The following is a 16,165-nucleotide window of genomic DNA, read 5'->3' as shown; positions in this document are numbered from 1 at the left end:
TTCCCCCTGACGGTGTGCGGTGGTGTTCATCGGCCGGTCGCCTCCGTGGCCATCCGCAGGGCGGCGCGCTCCAGCCCGGTGAGGTCGGCGACCACCTGGACGCGGTCGCAGTACTCGGCGTAGCGCGGCAGGTCACAGGCGCCCAGGCGCCAGGAGTAGCGTGGCTCCGGGGTCAGCCAGATGGTCTGGCGCACCCGCCGCGTGATCTCCGCGAACGCTTCGGTCCTCGGCGGATTGCCGTTGCCGCGGCCGTCGCCCAGCACCAGGAGCGTGGTGCGGCGGCCCAGCGCCGCGGCGTGCTCCGTGAGCAGCGTCTCGAAGGTCCGGCCGTAGTCGGACGTCGCGTCCACGTCCAGCAGACCGCCGGCCGGCAGCCCGTCGAAGACCAGCCCGAGCGCCCGCTCCAGCGGGTGCTCGGCGAACAGCTCCGTGATCTCGGTGGGTTCGTCCACGAAGGCGTAGCTGCGGACCTGTCCGAACAGGGACTGCAGCCCGTGCACCAGGTGGAGGGTGAAGCGTGCCGTGGCCCTCACCGACAGCGAGACGTCCGCGAGGATCACCAGGCGGGGCCGGTCCTCGGCGCGGGTGACGGTGACCGGCCTGAACGGCACGCCGTCGTAGCGCATGTTGCGGCGCATGGTGCGGCCGGGGTGAACACGGCCCGTCGGGGTGTTGCGCTTGCGGCTGGTCAGGGCGCCTTGCACGCTGCGGCCCACCCTGCGCAGCGCCTCCTCCAACTGGCCGCGCTCGTCCTCGTCCACCGTCTCCAGACGGGTGCGTTCGGCGATCCGGCCGGACTCGACGGCCAGGGCCTGCAGTTCGGCCAGCCGGTCGAGATGCCGTTTCAGCAGCTCGGGCAGGTTCTCGATGACACCCGCCAAGTGCCGCTTCGACGTGTCGAGTTCGGGGCCGCCGTCGGTGTCGGCGGTGGGCCGGCCGAGCAGGGCGTCCTGCTGGGCGACGGTCAGGGTCGTGTCGATGGGCTGCCCGGTCGCCGGCGCGAGCCGTCCGGGGATCCCGGCGCCGTGCAGCCGCTCGGTCTCCAGCTGGACGGACGGGCTGTCGTCGCGCCCGCCGGCCGCACCGTCCTCGGACAGCACGACCTCGTCGGTCATCGACGCCAGATCGATCTTGTTGGCCTCCTGGTGCAGGTTGTACTGCTGGGCCAGGTCCTGCTGGTCGAAGAAGTCGCGGATGTCGGACGGCTTGCCGTGGCTGTGCCCCTGCTGAGGGGTCTCGGACGGCTCGTCGGAGACGGTGAACGACTCCAGTTCGCCGGTGTCGGTCAGGTCGTCGTGCGCATGAGTGTGGCCGTGCCCGTCGGAGTCCTGGGAGACCGGGCGCAGGGAGAAGAACGCGGTGAACAGCTCGTCGAAGAGCGCGTGGTCGCGCCGGTCCTTCACGAGCGTCATGCGCAGTGCCTCGCGCAGCGTCTCGCGCCGGGCGAGGACGCCGGGCTGGGCCGCCCCGCGCATGGCGTCCATCGCCTCCGACACGGAGACCCGCAGGCCGAACAGCCGCAGCACGCGGACGAATCGGTGCACGCCGGCTTCCATGCAGGCCTCCCGGGTCAGTCGGTACGGCGCCGCGTGACGGCGGCGAACGAGCGGGCGCCCTGGCCGGGGCCGGGGGTGGTGCGGTGCGCCGGTCCGGCGCCCGGGGCGCCGTAGTAGCCCTCGGCGTGGCGGCCCTGCCGGTCCATGGCGGCCCGTACCGCGCGCCCGTCGGCCTCGTCCGGCTCGCCGTGCCCGGGACCGTGGTGGTGACCGTCGTGGTGATGGCCGTCGTGGTGATGGTGGCCCGGCTCGGGCAGCGCGCGGTTGGGGTCGACCAGGCGCGGCAGGACCTCCAGCGCGCGGTGCAGGTCCCGCTCGTACTTCAGAACCACGTTGGCGGTGTCGGCGAGGACCTCCGGGTCGAGTTCGTCGACGCCCAGGACCGCGAGGGTGCGGGCCCAGTCGACGGTCTCGGAGATGCTGGGACTCTTGCGCAGCGGCAGCTCGCGCAGGCCGCGCACCACGGCCACCAGATGACGGGCGGTCGCCTCGGGCAGTCCGGTGTCCTTGGCCCGTACGATCTCCAACTCCCGCTCAGCGTCGGGATAGTCGAGGAACAGGTGCAGGCAGCGGCGCTTCAGCGCGGCCGACAGGTCGCGGGTGTTGTTGGAGGTGAGGACGACGTACGGAGGGACCTTCGCGGTGTACGTGCCGATCTCCGGCACCGACACCTGGTACTCGGCCAGGCACTCCAGGAGCACGGCCTCCAGCGCCTCGTCCGCCCGGTCGACCTCGTCGATGAGCAGAACCGCCGGCTGCTCGCCGCGCACCGCGTCCAGCAGCGGGCGGGGTGCGAGGAACCGGTCGGAGAAGAAGACGCTGTCCTGCTCCTCGATCCGGTGGACGGCGGAGGCCAGGTCGGGGGCGTCGGCCGTGAGGTCGCCGATCTTGTCCCGGAGCATCTGGGTGTACAACAGTTGCTTGCCATAGTCCCACTCGTACAGGGCACGGCTCTCGTCCTGGCCCTCGTAGCACTGCAGGCGCAGCAGCCGGCGCCCGCCGGCGGCGGCCAGTGCCTTGGCCAACTCGGTCTTGCCGACGCCGGCGGGGCCCTCCAGCAGCAGCGGCTTCTCGAGTCTGGTCTGCAGGAACACGGTGGTGGCGAGTCGCCGGTCGGCGATGTAGCCGTGGGCGGCGAACCGCTCGGCGACGTCCTCGACCGAGCCGAACGCGGGGTTCTCGGGTGTGGCGGGCACGGTTCCTCCGTCCGGTGGGCGGGAGCGGGGGGTGGCGACCCGGCCGGCCCCCCGCTCCCGGGCATGAGGTGCTCAGCCGAGCAGGTCGTCCAGGTCGCCGTTCATGCAGTGGTCGACGACGGGCCGGACGGTGTCGAACGTGCACTCCTTGGCGTTGCCCGGGGTGCAGGCGTCACCGAGGACGTGGTTCGTGATGCGGTCGACGTCGGCCGCGTCGCCCTTGATCGCCTTGGCCTGCTCGTAGAACTTCGTCGGGCCCTGCCCGAGGCGGTTCTTGGAGTAGGTGTTCTGCTCGACGTCGGTGAACTTCTCCGGGATGCCGACGTCGCGCAGCAGCCGGATGCCCGCGGCGAGGGCGGCCTCGGCGGCCTGCACCTTCGTCATCCCGTGCGTGTCCACGCCCATAGCCTCGGCGATGTCCGCGAACCGCTCGTAGTGGGCCGACATGTTGAACGCCCACACCCGGGGGAGCGCGATGGCGTTGTTGAGGCCGTGGTGGGTGTCGTAGAACGCGCTGACCGCGTGAGAGATGGAGTGGATGATGCCCAGGCCGCCGGAGTTGAACGCCTGTGCCGCGATGTACTGCGCGTACATCATGCCCTCGCGCCCGGCCAGGTCCTGGCCGTTCCAGACGGCTTGGCGCAGATGGCGGGCGGTGAGCCTGATCGCGTGCAGCGCGTTGCCCAGCGACGGCTGGAAGTCCAGACGCGAGACGTACGGCTCCGAGGCGTGCGCGAGGACGTCGAAGCCGCACTGGGCCGTGTAGTCGAGCGGGCAGTCGTAGTACAGCGTGGGGTCGTCGATGGCCAGGCTGGCCACCGAGGCGTCGTCGAAGGCGACGTACTTGTGCGGGTTGTCCGGATCGGTCGTGGTGTCGGTGATGACGTACGCCCACGACGTCTCCGAACCGGTGCCGGCCGTCGTGGAGACGGCGATGTGCGGCGGGTTCCTGGGGTTCTCGGACTTGTTGAAGCCCTCGAAGTCGTTGACGCTGCGGCCGTCGTGGGCGACGGAGACACGGGCCCCCTTGCACGCGTCGTGCGACGAGCCGCCGCCGATCGACACGAACGAGTCGCACTTGTTCTCCTGGTACAGCGCCACGGCGTCCATGACGTTGTAGTCCTTGGGGTTCGACTCGACCTTGTCGTACACCACGACCTCGAGGCCGTGGTACTTCATCGACTCGACGATCTTGTGCACCGTGTCGCTGCCGCGCAGACCGGTGGTCATCACCAGGGTGCGCCGGAAGCCCAGCTTCTTGGCCTCCGGACCGATCAGCTCATGGGCGCCCGGGCCCATCAGCGCCCTGGGGAAGGGATGGAATTCCTTGATCGGGAACGGCTTGAGTAGTTCTTCGACCTGCATGATCGCGACATTCCTCTCCGCGCGGTCAGGCCGCGCGTGACTGCGTCGACTGCTCCGTCGCCGGCGGCGCAGATGTCCGGGGTGGAGCACGGACGTGCCGGAGTCCGTGGCGTGACTCACCTTCCGGTAACGCGGTGTGTGGCGACACCGGCCGCTCGGACGGCCGCGTGGCGCGGACGCAGGGGGCGCGACCTGACCGATCGGACGGGGGCCCGGCGGACACCGGCCCCGGCGCCGCACACCTGCCCGACCGGACAGGGTGACGTCGGCCGGAAGCAGGGTGAGCGGCGCGGCGGCCGGGCCGTAGCGTCGAGTACGCCCCGGTCACCGCAGCGGCGGGACCGGCACCCACCCCCAACTCCCCCTTGAATACGGAGGTCTGCCGTGAACGAGGACCAGATCAGGGCCGAAGAGGACAGCATCGGCGTCGCCGACGGACTCGTCGAGGAGGTCCTCGTCGAGGAGGTCTCCATCGACGGCATGTGCGGCGTCTACTGAGGCCCGCCATGTCGTCCCCGGTGCTCGACGTGGCACGCCCCTACCGGCTGAACCCCTCCGTCGCTCTGCGCCCCGAGCCGTTCGGGGCGCTCGCCTACCACTTCGGCAACCGTCGGCTGTCCTTCCTCAAGGCACCGGAACTCGTCGAACTGGTCCGGGGGCTCGACCATCACCCCAGCGTCGGGGACGCCCTCGCCGGCGTGCCCGACGCCCGGCGGGGCGCCTTCCTGCGCGCGCTGGCCTCCCTGGCCGCCGCCGACATGATCATTCCCCAGCACAGTGGAACCGGAGCTCGGTGATGACCACCCTTCACGATCCACCGCACGTCCCCGAGCGGGTGCCGGCCCTCGTCGAGCAGTTCAAGGGCGGTCTGCACGCTCCGATCTGCCTGACCTGGGAGTGGACATACGCGTGCAACCTGTCCTGCGCACACTGCCTGTCCTCGTCCGGGCGGCGCGACCCGCTGGAGCTGTCCACGGACGAGATCAAGTCCGTGATCGACGAGCTGCGGCGCATGCAGGTCTTCTACGTCAACGTCGGCGGCGGCGAACCCACGGTCCGCCCCGACTTCTGGGAGCTGCTCGACTACGCGATCGCGCACCAGGTCGGCGTGAAGTTCTCCACCAACGGGCTGCGCCTGACGCCCGAACGCGCCCGGCGGCTGGCCGCGACCGACTACGTCGACATCCAGATCTCCCTGGACGGCGCCACCCGTGAGGTCAACGACGCGGTGCGCGGCCGGGGTTCGTACGACATGGCGATCCGGGCCATGGAGAACCTCGCCGACGCCGGTTTCCGGGACTTCAAGATCTCCGTGGTGATGACGCGCCAGAACGTCTCCCAGCTCGACGACTTCGCCGCCATCGCCGACCGCTACGGCGCCCAGTTGCGGATCACCCGGCTCAGGCCCTCCGGGCGGGGCGCGGACGTGTGGGACGAACTGCACCCCACCCCCGAGCAGCAGTACGACATCTACTCCTGGCTGCTCGGCCACGGCGAGAAGGTGCTCACCGGGGACTCCTTCTTCCACCTCAACGCGCTCGGCTCGGAGCCCATCCCGGGACTGAACCTGTGCGGCGCGGGACGCGTGGTGTGCCTGATCGACCCGGTCGGCGACGTGTACGCCTGCCCGTTCGCCATCCACGACGCGTTCAAGGCGGGCAACGTCCGCTCCGCGGGCGGCTTCGACCGGGTGTGGCGGGAGTCGGAGCTCTTCGCCGAGCTGCGCCGACCCTCCACCGGAGGCGCCTGCTCCGGCTGTCCCGCGTACGACACCTGCCAGGGCGGCTGCATGGCCGCGAAGTTCTTCACCGGCCTGCCGCTCGACGGCCCCGACCCGGAGTGTGTCAAAGGCCACGGCGCCGCGGCGCTCCCGGCGGTGGCGCGGGACGCGCTCCCGCGCCAGGGCAACGACCACTCGCACCGGACCGTGCCCCTGGGCATGCCCGCCGTGCGCACCGCCCGCCCCGACCGCCTCTGTGACGAGAGCCCGCTGGCCGGCGCCGACCTCGCCGTACACACCGTGAAAGGAACGTCATGAGCAAGTGGTTCGAGACGGTCGCCGAGGCCCAGCGAAGGGCGGGCAAGCGGCTGCCGAAGTCGGTCTACAGCGCACTGCTCGCGGGTTCCGAGAAGGGCACGTCCTACGACGACAACACCAAGGCGTTCGCGGAACTCGGCTTCGCACCCCACGTCGCCGGACTGTCCGCCAAGCGGGACCAGTCGACGACGGTCCTGGGCGAGCAGATCTCGCTGCCGGTGATCATCTCCCCGACCGGTGTGCAGGCGGTGCACCCCGACGGCGAGGTGGCCGTCGCCCGCGCCGCCGCGGCCCGCGGCACGGCGATGGGCCTCAGCTCCTTCGCGAGCAAGCCGCTGACGGAGGTGGTGGCCGCCAATCCGCGGACGTTCTTCCAGATGTACTGGATGGGCTCGAAGGACGCGATGCTGCGCCGCATCCAGCACGCCCGCGAAGCAGGGGCGAAGGCACTGATCGTCACCCTCGACTGGTCCTTCTCGCACGGCCGCGACTGGGGCAGTCCGAAGATTCCCGAGCGGCTGGACCTGAAGGCCATGGCGCGGTTCGCGCCGGAGGCGCTCACGCGCCCGAGCTGGCTGCTGGACTTCCTCAGGTCCCGCAGCCTGCCCGACCTGACGACGCCCAACCTGACCGACCCGGGGCAGGACCCGCCCACGTTCTTCGGGGCGTACGGCGAATGGCTGCAGACCCCGCCGCCCTCGTGGGAGGACGTCCGCTGGCTGCGCGCGCAGTGGGACGGGCCGTTCCTGCTCAAGGGCGTCTGCCGGGTGGACGACGCCCTGCGCGCGGTCGACGCCGGCGTCACCGCCATCTCGGTGTCCAACCACGGCGGCAACAACCTCGACAGCACCCCGGCTCCGGTCCGTGCCCTGCCGGCCGTTGCGGAAGCGGTGGGCAACCAGGTCGAGGTCGTGCTGGACAGCGGAATCCGCCGGGGCAGCGACGTGGTCAAGGCGCTGGCGCTCGGTGCGAAGGCCGTGATGATCGGCCGCGCCTACCTGTGGGGCCTGGCCGCGGGAGGGCAGAGCGGTGTGGAGAACGTCCTCGACATCCTGCGCGGCGGCATCGACTCCGCCCTGCTGGGCCTGGGCCGCTCCTCCGTCCATGAGCTGACCCGCGACGACGTGGTGATCCCGCCCGGATTCACCCGCACCCTGGGCGGGGCCTGAGATGCCGGCCGAACCCGCCCGGGCCACAGCAGAGAGAGAGCCGGCGCCGGCGACGGCCCGGCCCGGGACCCGGCTCGCCGACCTCGCCTGGCCGGACCTCACCGACCGCGGCCCCCTGGTGCTGCTGCCCCTCGGCTCCTGCGAACAGCACGGCCCGCATCTCCCGCTGGACACGGACACCGCCGTGGCCGCAGCTGTCGCCGGGCGGGCCGCCGGTCTGCTGCGGGGCGAGGCGGATGTGCTGGTGGCGCCGGCTCAGCCGTACGGGGCCAGCGGCGAGCACGAGGGGTTCCCCGGCACGGTGTCCCTCGGCCACGACGCGCTGCGCCTGCTCGTCACGGAGATCGGCCGCTCGATGCTGCGCTGGGCCGGCCGGCTGCTCGTCGTCAACGGGCACGGCGGCAACCTGGTGAGCCTGGCCGACGCGGTGACCGGGCTGCGCGGCGAGAGCCGGGACGTCGCCTGGTGGCCCTGTCTGCCGACGGGCTCCGACGCCCACGCGGGCCGTACCGAGACCTCGATGATGCTACGGCTGCGGCGACCGGCCGTCCGCGAGGAGCGGGCCGTCGCCGGACCGACCGACCCCGTCCACCTGCTGATGGACCGACTCGTCACCGAATCCGTCCTAGGAGTCAGCCCGTCCGGAGTCCTGGGCGACCCCTCCGGGGCCCGCGCGAGCGAGGGCGAACGGCTCCTCGACCGTATGGCGGACCGCCTCGCCGCCGACATCCGGGCCTGGCGCGTCTCGGGGCTGGGCCGGCTCGCCTCCCCCGAGCAGCGGCCTGCCCCGGTACCCGCCGGAGCCGGGCGATGACCGGCCCCAGGGTCGCCGTGGTCACCGGTGCCGCCCGGGGCATCGGCGCGGCGACCGTGGCCGGACTGGCCCGCGGCGGCTGGGCGGTGATCGCCGTGGACCGCTGCGCCGACGACCCCGACGTGCCCTACCCCCTGGCCGAGCCCGCGCAACTCGACGCCCTGGCTCGCGAGTTCCCGCTGGTCCGCACGGTACGCGCCGACGTCCGAGACGAGGTCGCGCTGCACGCCGCCGTCGAGACGGCCGAGCGCGAGTTCGGCGGTCTCGACGCCGCCGTCGCCGCGGCGGCCGTCATGCTCGGCGGCGGCCCGGTGTGGGAACAGACCGACCCGCAGTGGCGCACGCTGCTCGACGTGGACGTCATGGGCGTCGCCCACCTCGCCCGCGCGGCCGTGCCCGCCCTGCTGCGCCGGCCGCAGCCCCGCGCCGGGCGGTTCGTCGCACTCGCCTCGGCCGCCGCGCATCGCGGGCTGTGGGGTCTCGGCGCCTACTGCGCCGCCAAGCACGCCGTGGTCGGTCTGGTCCGCGGTCTGGCCTGCGACCTGCGGGACACCGGCGTGAACGCGGTCGCGGTCTCACCCGGCTCGACGCGCACGGACATGCTGCGGGCCACGGCCGACCTCTACGAGCTGCCGGAGGTCGGCAAGCTCGCCGAACAGCAGCTCACCGGACGCCCTCTGGAACCCGAGGAGGTGGCCGCCGTGGTCACCTGGGCCTGCTCCGCCGACTCCTTCGCCGTCACCGGCTCCGTACTGCACGCGGACGGAGGTTTCACCGCATGACCCTCGAACGGCTCCCCGAGACGTCCGTGGCATCCGCGCCGGGCAGCAGTCGGCTCGCCGCCCCCGCGCACGTCACGCTGCCCGACGGGTTCACGGTCGAGCTGGCCGCCGGGACGCATCGGTCGAGGGACGGCCGACTCATGGTCGGCGGTTCACCACTGCGGCTGGTCAGAGTGACCGCCGCGGCGGTCCGCCGGCTCGGTGACGGCCGGTTCACCGTGACCGACCCGGCGGGCGCCGCGCTCGCCCGGCGGCTCCTCGACGCCGGCCTCGCACACCCGCGCCTCGCCCCGGTCCCGGTCGGCGACACCACCGTCGTGATCCCCGTCCGGGACCGCGCCGACCAGCTCGACCGGCTGCTGAGCGCCCTGCGCGCCGATCCGGAGACCTCGAACCTGCCGGTGCTGGTCGTGGACGACGGCTCCGACGATCCCGCCGCCCTGTCCGCCGTGGCCGGCCGGCACGGCGCACGGCTGCTGGCCCACCTGACCAACCGGGGACCGGCGGCGGCCCGCAACACCGGGCTGCGTCACGCCCGTACCCGCTACGTGGCGTATCTCGACTCCGACGTCGTGCCGGAGCCCGGCTGGCTCGCCGCCCTGCTGGCGCAGTTCGCCGACCCCGCCCTGGCGCTCGCCGCACCACGGGTGACCGCGCTGCCCGTGTCCGCTCCCGGGCTGCTGGACCGGTACGAGGAGATCCGCTCGCCGCTGGACATGGGCGCGGCAGAAGGACCGGTCGTGCCCGTGTCCGCGCTCTCCTACGTGCCGAGCGCGACCGTCGTGGTCCGGCGTGAAGCCGTCGGCCCCGGCTTCGACGAGGCCATGCGCGTCGGCGAGGACGTCGACCTGTGCATGCGGCTGCACGAGGCCGGCTGGCGGCTGCGCTACGTCCCCTCCGCCCGCGTGGGCCACCGGCACCGCACCGACCTGCGCAGCTGGCTGGCCCAACGGGCCGGATACGGCACGGGCGCCGCCGACCTGGCACTGCGTCACCCCGGCCGCGTGCCGCCGCTGTACGCGGCCCCGTGGTCGCTGGCCGCCTGCGCCCTGCTGCTGCGCGGCAGGCCGGCCCCGGCGGCACTGGCCGCGGCCCTGACGGCAGCGACCGCTGTGCGCGTGGCCCGCAGGATGCCCGACGCCGACCATCCGGCCCGCGCGGGCGCCCTGCTCTCGCTCGCCGCTGTGCGCGGCACCGCCGAGCAACTCCTGCGCTGCGCCACCCGGCACCACTGGCCGCTCGCCGTCGCCGCGGCCGTCGTCGACCGCCGCGCCCGGCACGTCCTGGTCGTCGCAGCCGTGGCCGAAGGGCTGTTGGACCACCACCGCTCGGGCAGCCCGCTCTCTCCCCTCGCCCACACGGTGCTCCGTCGCCTGGACGACCTGGCCTACGGCTGGGGTGTCTGGCAGGGCGCCGTACGCCGCAGGACCACGGCACCGCTGAAGCCCCGTCTCGCGCTGCGCATGGTGAGCCGCTGGACCGCAGCGCGGCCGTAGTCACGCCGCCGCACCAGCCGGCGCCGACCTCACGCCAACCTCACGCCAACCCTGTCCGGCCACCGTGGCCGCACTCGCCCCCTGGAATCGTCCCGGCACCTTGGAGGACCCACATGTCTCCGCGCTCCGACCACCGCGTCCGCCCCGACATCCCGCCCACCGCGGCGGGCGAAGCGGCGCCCGGACAGCCCGGGCAGGCCGGTGACGACCGTCTGGCCTTCTGGGCGCGGCAGGCGACGCGGTTGCACTGGGGCACCGAGTGGACCAGGGTGCTCGACTGGTCGGACGCTCCGTTCGCCCGCTGGTTCGTCGGAGGCCGGCTGAACGTGGCGTACAACTGCGTGGACCGGCACGTCGAGGCCGGCCACGGCGACCAGGTCGCCTTCCACTGGGAGGGCGAGCCGGGTGACACCCGCACGATCACCTACGCCGACCTCAGGCGTGAGGTGTGCAGGGCGGCGAATGCTCTGCTCTCCCTCGGTCTTCGGACCGGGGACCGGGTCGCCATCCAGTTGCCGATGATCCCTGAGGCCGTGTTCGCCATGCTGGCCTGCGCGCGACTCGGGCTGCCGCACAGCGTCGTGTTCGGCGGGTTCTCCCCGGCCGCGCTCCAGTCCCGTATCGAGGACGCCGAGGCGCGGCTGCTGATCACCTCGGACGGCCAGTACCGCCGGGGCAGGGCCGAGCCGATGAAGGCCAACACCGACGAGGCCACCCGGAACACGCCCTGCGTCGAGCACGTCCTGGTGGTCCGGCGTACCGGCACCGATGTGCCCTGGACCGACGGCCGGGACCTGTGGTGGCACGAACTGGTGGACGCCCAGCCCGATGAGCACACCCCCGAGGACTTCGACGCCGAGCACCCGTTGTTCATCCTCCACACCTCCGGCACGACCGGTAGGCCGAAGGGCATCCTGCACACCTCGGGCGGCTATCTCACGCAGGCCGCCTACACCCACGGCACGGTCTTCGCCCTCGATCCCGGCACCGACGTCTACTGGTGCACGGCCGACATCGGCTGGATCACCGGGCACTCGTACATCGTCTACGGGCCCCTCGCCAACCGCGCGACATCGGTGATGTACGAGGGGACGCCCAACACTCCGCACGAGGGACGCCATTTCGAGATCATCGAGAAGTACGGCGTCACCGTCTACTACACCGCCCCCACCGTCATCCGCACGTTCATGAAATGGGGCGAGGACGTCCCGGCCCGCTACGACCTGTCGTCGATCGGTGTGCTCGGCAGCGTCGGCGAGCCCATCAACCCCGAGGCGTGGCGCTGGTACCGCAAGCACATCGGGGGTGACCGGGCGCCGGTCGTCGACACCTGGTGGCAGACCGAGACCGGCGCGGTCATGATCGCGCCACTGCCCGGAGAACCGGCCGCCAAGCCCGGCTCGGCGCGGACTCCGCTACCGGGGATCTCCGCCAAGGTCGTCGACGACCAGGGCCAGCAGGTCGGCAAGGGCGAGAGCGGTTACCTGGTGCTCGACCAGCCCTGGCCGTCCATGCTGCGCGGTGTCTGGGGCGACGAGGACCGCTACCGGGAGACGTACTGGTCCCGCTTCGCCGCACAGGGCTACTACTTCGCCGGGGACGGCGCCCGCTACGACGAGGACGGCGACATCTGGCTGCTCGGCCGGGTCGACGACGTCATGAACGTCTCCGGGCACCGGATCTCCACCGCCGAGGTCGAGTCGGCACTCGTGTCGCACCCCGCGGTGGCCGAGGCCGCCGTGGTCGGCGCCCAGGACGCGACGACGGGCCAAGCCATCGTCGCCTACGTCATCCTGCGCGGCGGCACCGCCCGGCCGGCGGGGGACGTCACGGACGTGTTGCGCGAGCACGTGGCCCAGGAGATCGGTCCCATCGCCAAGCCCCGGCGGATCATGGTCGTCCCCGAGCTGCCCAAGACACGCTCCGGGAAGATCATGCGCCGACTGCTGCGGGACGTCGCGGAGAACCGCGAAGTCGGCGACGTCACCACACTCGCCGACGCCTCGGTCATGGACGTGATCGACGCCGGCCTGGCGGACAGGCCCCCGCATGCCGGGTGACCGGCGCTGTGCGAAGGGAGACGGACATGGGACGTGCGAGAACCTCGACCGGGCGGGTCGTGCTCGTCACCGGTGAGGGCGACCTCGCCGCCGCCGTGGTGGGAAACCTCGCCGCGCGCGGCGCGCACGTGGTTCTCGCGGGCCCCGAGGCCGAGGACGCCCGCCGGGCGGTGCCACCGGGAGCGCCCCTCCTCACGCTGCCCTGCGCACCCGGTGATCCGGCGGCGCTCGGCCGCGCCGTCGACACGGTCGTCGACCGTCTCGGCCGCGTCGACCACGTGGTGAACCTGGTCGCTCCCCGTTCCCGGCCCGGTCCGCTGATGGAACTGGACCCGCTGGCCCTGCGCGACATCCTGCACAGCGCCTTCGTGACCTCGCTGGCCTGCGTGCAGCGGGCCTACTGGCGGTGGATGGCCGCGCACGGCGGGTCGGTGGTCAACGTGGTCGCGGCCACGGCACGAGGCGGACCGCAGGACGCCGCCCTGGCCGGCCTGACCGAGCTGACCGAGTGGCTGGCCGCCGAACTGGCGCCCAGGATCGACGTCCACGCCGTCGTGCCCGGCCCGTCACTGAACGCCGCCGCGTACCAGGCAGGTGCGGCCGAGGCGGTGTGCGCACTCCTGACCCGCCGGACGGACTGCACGCACGGGCCGGTGCTCGTGCTCACCGAGGATCCCGTCTGTGCGTTCCCGGCCTGGTCGGCGCGACGCCCGCACCCACGGGCGACGACCGGCCGGGCGCCGACGTGAACCGGCCTCTGAACCTGCTCTTCCGAACCGACTCGAAAGGTGTGCGGCACTGATGCGACTCGTCCTGATCGGCCCTCCCGGAGTGGGCAAAGGCACCCAGGCGGCCGTGCTCAGCCAGCGGCTCGGCGTCCCCCACATCTCCACCGGGGACCTGTTCCGGGAACACGTGGCACGCCGGACCCCGCTCGGACGGGATGCTCAGCGCTGTCTCGACACCGGCGCACTCGTCCCCGACCACGTCACCGCGGGAATGGTCCGGGACCGGCTCGCGCACCCGGACGCCCGGCACGGCTTCCTCCTGGACGGGTTCCCTCGTACGCTGCCGCAGGCGCGGGAACTCGCCGGCATCCTGGGCGCCGCGGGCTCCACGCTGGACGCGGTGCTGGAGTTCACCGCTCCGGAAGAAGTCGTCGTGGCCCGGCTGTCGGGCCGCGGCCGGCCGGACGACACCGAAGACGTCATCCGGCACAGGCAGCGGGTGTACCGACAGCAGACCGCACCCCTGCTCGCCCACTACTCGGCCGTACTCCTGACGGTCGACGCCGTCGGCCCGGTCGAGGACATCACGGCGCGAACCCTGGCGGTCCTGCCGGACGCGGAACGACGGGCCGGGAACCGGGGCGTGTTTCGAACGTAGCGTCGTCCGCCCGAAGGGCGGGGCCCGCGGCGTCCGGTGCGGTGCATCGCGAGGTCATGGAGTTCGATGACCGCGATGTCCTCGACCCGATGCCCGCCTGCTCGTACACCTGCCGTGCGGCGGCCCGGCTCAGGTGGACTCCGACCAGGGCGGCCGCGGTCCCGTCAATAGTGTCTCGCCATGTCGGTCACCACGGGCTGCCCCACGATCTCGACCGCCCGGTCCGCCGGTTCGTAGCAGTCGACGAACTCCTCGCCGGGGGCCTCGTCGGAAAGGCCGTACTCGACCTGCGCTGACCGCTTGAGGCCCGACGCAAGGCCGTGGTGGCCGGCCGGACCGTCTGTGGCCGCTGCATCCGTAGGCGGAGGGGCCTGGGTCTGTCAGCCGCTTCCTTCGGCTCGGAAGCACCCCGCCCGCGGCTCGGAAGCACCCCGCCCGGCGACGCCCCGCGTGAGCAGACGCTCGGCTGTGGACGGCTTCACCCGTGGACGGCTCCGCCCGGGGGTGCGGCAGGTGCCTTCCTCGTGCTGAGCCGGGCCGGGGCACGGGGGACGGCCGCCCGCGTCAGTGCGCGCGGTCCGTGCCCCGCATCGCCCCCGCGAACTTCTCGACGGCCGCCGGGGTGACCGGGGTGAAGAAGTTGACGAGGTTGCCGTCGGGGTCGCGGAACAGCAGTGACCGGTTGCCCCAGGGCATCGTGGTCGGGCCGTTGACGAAGTCCGTGACGAATCCGGTCAGATTCCGGTGGACGCGGTCCACGTCGTCCACGAGGAACTCGGTGATCACGCTCTGGTTGGCCGCCGGGCGGGCGGAACCGGGGGCGAACAGCGGGACGGTGCGGGTGCCGGCGATGGCCAGGGTGGCGCCGGGGGTCGTGAGTTCGGCGAAGTCCTCGGTGGCCCACACCGCCCGCACCCCCGTGGCCCGTTCGTAGAACGCGACGAGGCGCGCGACGTCACCGGTGATGATGCGGATCGAGACGAAGTTCATGGTGGTCTCCTCTGTGTGAAGGGGTCGTTGGAGGCCGGCTGCCGGAGCCGTCGTCCGGGTCTCCCGGGCCGCCGGGCCGCCTTGGGCCGCCCGCGTCGGGCTCCCGGGGCGCCGTACTCCGCACGCTAGGGGAGATACAGGACAGAATCGGTCCTGTATTCGCGTTAGCCTGGGAACATGTCCCGACCCACCGGCCGTGTCCTCACCCTCCTGGAGCTGTTGCAGTCGGGCGGCACCCGGACGGTGGCCGAGCTGGCCGACCGGCTCGGCGTGGACGGGCGTACCGTCCGGCGGTACGTGGACCACCTGATCGACCTCGACGTGCCCGTGGAGTCGGTGCGCGGCCGCTACGGCGGGTACCGGCTGGGCCCCGGCTACCGCCTGCCCCCGCTCATGCTCAGCGACGACGAGGCGCTGGCCGTGCTCCTCGGTCTGGTCGCCGGCCGCCGGGCCGGGCTCGCGACGGGACACACGGCGAGCGAGACGGCGTCGGCGAAGATCCGGCGGGTGCTGCCCCGGCACGTCGGACACCGGCTCGACGCGCTCCTGGACGGCCTCGCCTTCACCGACCGGCCCGGCGCGCTCGACGCCCCCGACGCCGACGTCCTGCTCACCCTGGCCGACGCGGTACGCCACCGCCGGCCGGTCTCGATCCGCTACACCGGCGGCGACGGGCGGCGCAGCGAGCGCACGCTGCACGCGTACGGGATCGTCGCCCACTCGGGGCGGTGGTACGTCACCGGCGAGGACGCGGGCATCGGCGAGGACCGGACCTTCCGGCTCGACCGCATCGCGGACGTACGGACCCTGCCCGGCTCGTTCGAGGCGCCCGAGGAGCCCGATCCGGCGCGCCGCGTGGTGACCGCGCTGGCCACCGCCGGGTACCGGTACGAGGTGGCCCTGCGCATCCACGGGACGGTCGGACAGATCCGCGCCCGTCTTCCCGCCGGCGTCGCGCTCGTGGACGGCGACGGGGACGCGGCGGACGAGGACCGGACGGCCGAGCGCTGGCGGCGCGTCGAGCTGCGGGCGGAACGGCTCGACTGGCTGCCCCCCGTGCTCGCCGCGCTCGACCGGCCGTTCGTCATCGAGCGCCCCGCCGAACTCCGCGACCTGGTCGCCGCCCTCGCCGACCGCCTCGCCTCCTACGCTCGCCGAGACCCGGCCTCCTTCGCCGGTCGGGAGCCTGGTCCCGGCCAGCGGCGGGAGGTTCCCGGAGGATCGCCGGCCCCGGACGGGGCGGATTCGCGGGGAATTCACTCGATCACGTGAATCCGGCCGAACGTATGACCGTCACAGCGTCCTCGCTGCGT

The 16,165-nt window shown here is 72.8% G+C and carries 15 protein-coding genes; 11 read left to right on the top strand and 4 right to left on the bottom strand.

The window, feature by feature from the left end; genetic code table 11:
- Nucleotides 1–26: 26 nt before the first annotated feature.
- The 3 genes from AB0N63_RS26100 to mdo form a co-directional block, all read right to left on the bottom strand.
- Complete coding sequence (locus tag AB0N63_RS26100; protein WP_365532130.1) at nt 27–1,544, bottom strand: VWA domain-containing protein; 1,518 nt, start codon at nt 1,542–1,544, stop codon at nt 27–29.
- 26 nt (nt 1,545–1,570) lie between these two features.
- Nucleotides 1,571–2,752, bottom strand: coding sequence for a MoxR family ATPase (locus tag AB0N63_RS26095; protein WP_365532127.1), 1,182 nt, complete (start codon nt 2,750–2,752; stop codon nt 1,571–1,573).
- A 72-nt stretch (nt 2,753–2,824) separates the two neighbouring features.
- Nucleotides 2,825–4,117, bottom strand: a complete 1,293-nt coding sequence (mdo, locus tag AB0N63_RS26090; protein ID WP_365532124.1) for an NDMA-dependent methanol dehydrogenase — start codon at nt 4,115–4,117, stop codon at nt 2,825–2,827.
- A gap of 384 nt (nt 4,118–4,501) precedes the next feature.
- Here mdo and mftA point away from each other — a divergent pair, with 384 nt between their 5' ends.
- The 10 genes from mftA (at nt 4,502) to AB0N63_RS26040 (ending at nt 13,862) form a co-directional block, all read left to right on the top strand.
- On the top strand, nt 4,502–4,615 hold the full coding sequence (mftA, locus tag AB0N63_RS26085) for a mycofactocin precursor MftA (RefSeq protein WP_365532121.1): 114 nt from the start codon (nt 4,502–4,504) through the stop codon (nt 4,613–4,615).
- Nucleotides 4,616–4,623: 8 nt separating this feature from the next.
- The gene (gene mftB, locus AB0N63_RS26080; RefSeq protein ID WP_365532118.1) at nt 4,624–4,914 is read left to right on the top strand and encodes a mycofactocin biosynthesis chaperone MftB; all 291 of its coding nucleotides are present in this window, start codon (nt 4,624–4,626) and stop codon (nt 4,912–4,914) included.
- Complete coding sequence (mftC, locus tag AB0N63_RS26075) at nt 4,914–6,155, top strand: mycofactocin radical SAM maturase (RefSeq protein ID WP_365532115.1); 1,242 nt, start codon at nt 4,914–4,916, stop codon at nt 6,153–6,155. Before mftB ends, mftC begins: the two co-directional genes overlap by 1 nt.
- Nucleotides 6,152–7,324: a pre-mycofactocin synthase MftD gene (mftD, locus tag AB0N63_RS26070; protein WP_365532112.1), complete on the top strand. Its 1,173-nt coding sequence runs from the start codon at nt 6,152–6,154 to the stop codon at nt 7,322–7,324. Before mftC ends, mftD begins: the two co-directional genes overlap by 4 nt.
- Before the next feature lies 1 nt (nt 7,325).
- Entirely contained in the window at nt 7,326–8,138 is an 813-nt protein-coding gene (gene mftE / locus AB0N63_RS26065; protein ID WP_365532110.1) for a mycofactocin biosynthesis peptidyl-dipeptidase MftE, read from the top strand.
- Nucleotides 8,135–8,920 (top strand): mycofactocin-coupled SDR family oxidoreductase, encoded by a 786-nt coding sequence (locus AB0N63_RS26060; RefSeq protein ID WP_365532107.1) that lies wholly within the window; start codon nt 8,135–8,137, stop codon nt 8,918–8,920. Before mftE ends, AB0N63_RS26060 begins: the two co-directional genes overlap by 4 nt.
- On the top strand, nt 8,917–10,416 hold the full coding sequence (mftF, locus tag AB0N63_RS26055; protein WP_365532104.1) for a mycofactocin biosynthesis glycosyltransferase MftF: 1,500 nt from the start codon (nt 8,917–8,919) through the stop codon (nt 10,414–10,416). Before AB0N63_RS26060 ends, mftF begins: the two co-directional genes overlap by 4 nt.
- A 113-nt stretch (nt 10,417–10,529) precedes the next feature.
- On the top strand, nt 10,530–12,476 hold the full coding sequence (gene acs / locus AB0N63_RS26050; protein ID WP_365532101.1) for an acetate--CoA ligase: 1,947 nt from the start codon (nt 10,530–10,532) through the stop codon (nt 12,474–12,476).
- Between the two features lie 26 nt (nt 12,477–12,502).
- On the top strand, nt 12,503–13,225 hold the full coding sequence (locus AB0N63_RS26045) for an SDR family NAD(P)-dependent oxidoreductase (RefSeq protein WP_365532099.1): 723 nt from the start codon (nt 12,503–12,505) through the stop codon (nt 13,223–13,225).
- Between the two features lie 52 nt (nt 13,226–13,277).
- Nucleotides 13,278–13,862, top strand: coding sequence for an adenylate kinase (locus AB0N63_RS26040; RefSeq protein ID WP_365532097.1), 585 nt, complete (start codon nt 13,278–13,280; stop codon nt 13,860–13,862).
- Between the two features lie 564 nt (nt 13,863–14,426).
- Here AB0N63_RS26040 and AB0N63_RS26035 read toward each other — a convergent pair.
- Nucleotides 14,427–14,852 carry a VOC family protein gene (locus AB0N63_RS26035; RefSeq protein WP_365532095.1) on the bottom strand — a complete coding sequence of 142 codons (426 nt, stop codon included), beginning with the start codon at nt 14,850–14,852 and terminating at the stop codon, nt 14,427–14,429.
- 177 nt (nt 14,853–15,029) lie between these two features.
- Here AB0N63_RS26035 and AB0N63_RS26030 point away from each other — a divergent pair, with 177 nt between their 5' ends.
- Entirely contained in the window at nt 15,030–16,124 is a 1,095-nt protein-coding gene (locus tag AB0N63_RS26030) for a YafY family protein (RefSeq protein WP_365532093.1), read from the top strand.
- Nucleotides 16,125–16,165 lie beyond the last annotated feature (41 nt).

Source organism: Streptomyces sp. NPDC093260 (assembly GCF_040683715.1).
Classification (GTDB): domain Bacteria; phylum Actinomycetota; class Actinomycetes; order Streptomycetales; family Streptomycetaceae; genus Streptomyces; species Streptomyces sennicomposti.
This window is presented reverse-complemented; position numbering and strand designations above follow the sequence as displayed.

What these genes read in the sequence shown, in the direction of transcription:
- AB0N63_RS26030 (WP_365532093.1), top strand. Translation starts at nt 15,030, where the DNA reads ATGTCCCGACCCACCGGCCGTGTCCTCACCCTCCTGGAGCTGTTGCAG.
- AB0N63_RS26040 (WP_365532097.1), top strand. Translation starts at nt 13,278, where the DNA reads ATGCGACTCGTCCTGATCGGCCCTCCCGGAGTGGGCAAAGGCACCCAG.
- acs (WP_365532101.1), top strand. Translation starts at nt 10,530, where the DNA reads ATGTCTCCGCGCTCCGACCACCGCGTCCGCCCCGACATCCCGCCCACC.
- mftD (WP_365532112.1), top strand. Translation starts at nt 6,152, where the DNA reads ATGAGCAAGTGGTTCGAGACGGTCGCCGAGGCCCAGCGAAGGGCGGGC.
- AB0N63_RS26060 (WP_365532107.1), top strand. Translation starts at nt 8,135, where the DNA reads ATGACCGGCCCCAGGGTCGCCGTGGTCACCGGTGCCGCCCGGGGCATC.
- AB0N63_RS26045 (WP_365532099.1), top strand. Translation starts at nt 12,503, where the DNA reads ATGGGACGTGCGAGAACCTCGACCGGGCGGGTCGTGCTCGTCACCGGT.
- mftE (WP_365532110.1), top strand. Translation starts at nt 7,326, where the DNA reads ATGCCGGCCGAACCCGCCCGGGCCACAGCAGAGAGAGAGCCGGCGCCG.
- mdo (WP_365532124.1), bottom strand. Translation starts at nt 4,117, where the DNA reads ATGCAGGTCGAAGAACTACTCAAGCCGTTCCCGATCAAGGAATTCCAT.
- mftF (WP_365532104.1), top strand. Translation starts at nt 8,917, where the DNA reads ATGACCCTCGAACGGCTCCCCGAGACGTCCGTGGCATCCGCGCCGGGC.
- mftC (WP_365532115.1), top strand. Translation starts at nt 4,914, where the DNA reads ATGACCACCCTTCACGATCCACCGCACGTCCCCGAGCGGGTGCCGGCC.
- AB0N63_RS26035 (WP_365532095.1), bottom strand. Translation starts at nt 14,852, where the DNA reads ATGAACTTCGTCTCGATCCGCATCATCACCGGTGACGTCGCGCGCCTC.
- mftB (WP_365532118.1), top strand. Translation starts at nt 4,624, where the DNA reads ATGTCGTCCCCGGTGCTCGACGTGGCACGCCCCTACCGGCTGAACCCC.